General features: G+C 78.1%; 2 protein-coding genes and 1 pseudogene. All 3 read right to left on the bottom strand.

Annotated features, from left to right (window positions below):
- Positions 1-222 precede the first annotated feature (222 nt).
- Positions 223-699: an HIT family protein gene (locus PYV61_RS24535; protein ID WP_275836507.1), complete on the bottom strand. Its 477-nt coding sequence runs from the start codon at positions 697-699 to the stop codon at positions 223-225.
- Positions 700-898: 199 nt separating this feature from the next.
- Positions 899-1,882 carry a pyridoxal-phosphate dependent enzyme gene (locus PYV61_RS24530; protein ID WP_275836506.1) on the bottom strand — a complete coding sequence of 328 codons (984 nt, stop codon included), beginning with the start codon at positions 1,880-1,882 and terminating at the stop codon, positions 899-901.
- A pseudogene (locus tag PYV61_RS24525) lies at positions 1,879-2,166 on the bottom strand (hypothetical protein); the annotation flags it as partial. The gene PYV61_RS24530 and the pseudogene PYV61_RS24525, both read right to left, overlap by 4 nt.

The raw sequence follows: 2,166 nt of genomic DNA, 5'->3' as shown, positions 1-2,166 counted from the left end.
GGCAGGGCGGCGGGGGGCGGCGGCGGCTCCGCGGGGGGCGCGGAGACGACGCCGCCGGGCATGCCGCCCGCGTGTCGCCGCCACGCCGCCACGTCCGCGCCCGCCGCACCCTGCATCGCTCCTCCGGGTTAGTCGCCCACCGAGAAGAAAAGCATTGGCCATGCCACGTCCTGCAGACGCCCCGGCCGCGCGGCCGTCACGGCCGGGGCCGCCGGCCCGGCGTCAGGCGGCCGGCGCCGGGGTCGGCGTCGGCGAGGCCATCGGGTCGCGCAGCGCCGAGATGATGCGCGCCGCCATCGCGTCGAGGCGGGTGCGGTCGGGCATCGCCGAGCCGGGGAACGGGAGCGGCACGTCGAAGCCGTCGCCGGCGCGGCGCGGGATGAGGTGGACGTGGAAGTGGAAGACGTCCTGCCCCGCCGCGCTGCCGGAGCTCACCACGATGTTCAGGTCGCGGCACCCCGTCACCTGCTGGATGATCGGCATCAGGCGCGTCGCCACCCCGTACAGGTGCAGCCCCGTCTCGCGCGGCAGGTCGTCGACGCGCTCGTAGTGCGCGCGCGGCACGACCAGCACGTGGCCGTCGTTCACCGGCTGGATGTCCATGAACGCGATCGCGACGGCGTCCTCGTAGCACACGGACACCTCGCCCGCGCCCCCGATGATGTCGCAGAAGGGACAGTGCATCGGCGTCTTGGGCATGCGCGGCGGGCCTCGGGTCGGAGGGTGGTCGACGGGGAACTCGACCCGCGGGGTGCAGGGCGAGTGCCACCGACCGGACGACCTCCGCTCAACGGCCGCGCGGCGCCGCCCGTGCCCTCGCCGCGAGTATCGGAAGCGGACCGGAGGCTGTCAAGCACGAGCCCGCATGCGCGGCTTCACCGCTGCGGCGCCGCCGCGCTCACAGCCAGCGGTCGATCTGCTCGGGCGTCAGGTTGCCGCCGCACAGCGGCGTCGCCGCCAGGGCGCCGCGCACCAGCTCCGGGCGCGCGAGCGCGGCGGCGACGCCGACCGCCCCCGCCGGCTCCACGACGAGCCCGAGGTGGCGGTGCACGAGCCGCATCGCCTCCACGACCACCGCGTCCTCCACCAGCACCACCTCGTCGACCACGCCGCGCAGGTCGTCGAGCGCCTCGGGGACCGGCACGCGCACCGCGATCCCGTCGGCGATGGTGTCGGCGCGCGGCGTCGCGACCGCACGCCCGGCGTGGAGCGAGTGCGCCATCGCCGGCGCGCCGGCGGCGGACGCGTAGAGCAGCCGCGTGCGCGGCGACCGCGCGCGCAGCGCGTGCCCCACCCCGGCCAGCAGCGCGCCGTTGCCGAGGGGGATCAGCGCGACGTCGAGGGGCGCGGGCCACCGCGCCAGCTCGAGCCCCATCGTCCCCGCCCCCTCGGTCACCGCCAGCTCGCGCCCGTCCTCCACGAACGGCAGCCCGGCCTCGGCGGCCGCGGCGCGCGCCGCGTCCTTGGCGGCGTCGAAGTCGTCGCCGTCGAGCCGCACCTCGGCGCCCAGCGCGCGCATGCGCTCGAGCTTGAGCGGGTTCGCGGTGCGCGCGGCGTAGACGGTCGCGCGCGCGCCGCGCCGGCGGGCCGCCTCGGCGATCCCCTGCCCGAAGTTCCCCGCCGACGCGCAGACGACGTGCGGCGGCGGGGCGCCGCGGGCGCGCGCCTCCGCCGCCAGCGACGCCACGAACCAGTCGGCGCCGCGCCCCTTGAACGACCGCACCGGGTTGAGCGTCTCGACCTTCACCACCAGCCGGACGCCCAGCGCCCCAGACAGCGCCTCGCTCTCCAGCTGCGGCGAGTCGAGGTAGGCGGGGTGGACGTGCGCGCGGGCCCGCTCGATGCCGGCGAGCGTGACCCGCGCGTGGGGCGCGCCCGTCACGGCATGCCGGACGGGAGCCCCGACGGATGGCCGAACGGGTCGCCCGGCGGCGGGACGAGCGCCGGCGTGGGCGTCGGCAGCTCGCGGCGCGTCTGCCAGCGCTGCACGTCGCCGACCACCGCGCGCCAGTGCGCGCGCGTCGCCGTGGCGAGCCCCGTCGCGCCCGCGCCGCCGCGCATGGCGAGCACGCGCTGCCCGTCCGTCGCCAGCTCGGCGATGCGCAGCTCGGCGACGGCGCGCTCCACCGGCGACGCCTCGCCGTCGGGGGCCAGCGCCTGCAGGCG

Source organism: Roseisolibacter sp. H3M3-2 (genome assembly GCF_029211165.1).
In the GTDB taxonomy this organism is placed as follows: domain Bacteria; phylum Gemmatimonadota; class Gemmatimonadetes; order Gemmatimonadales; family Gemmatimonadaceae; genus Roseisolibacter.
The sequence above is the reverse complement of the archived record's forward strand: the minus strand, read 5'-3'. Positions and strand labels throughout refer to the sequence as shown.

Bases quoted from the DNA above. Each gene is read 5' to 3' on its own strand.
- PYV61_RS24535 (WP_275836507.1), bottom strand. From the start codon at position 699: ATGCCCAAGACGCCGATGCACTGTCCCTTCTGCGACATCATCGGGGGC.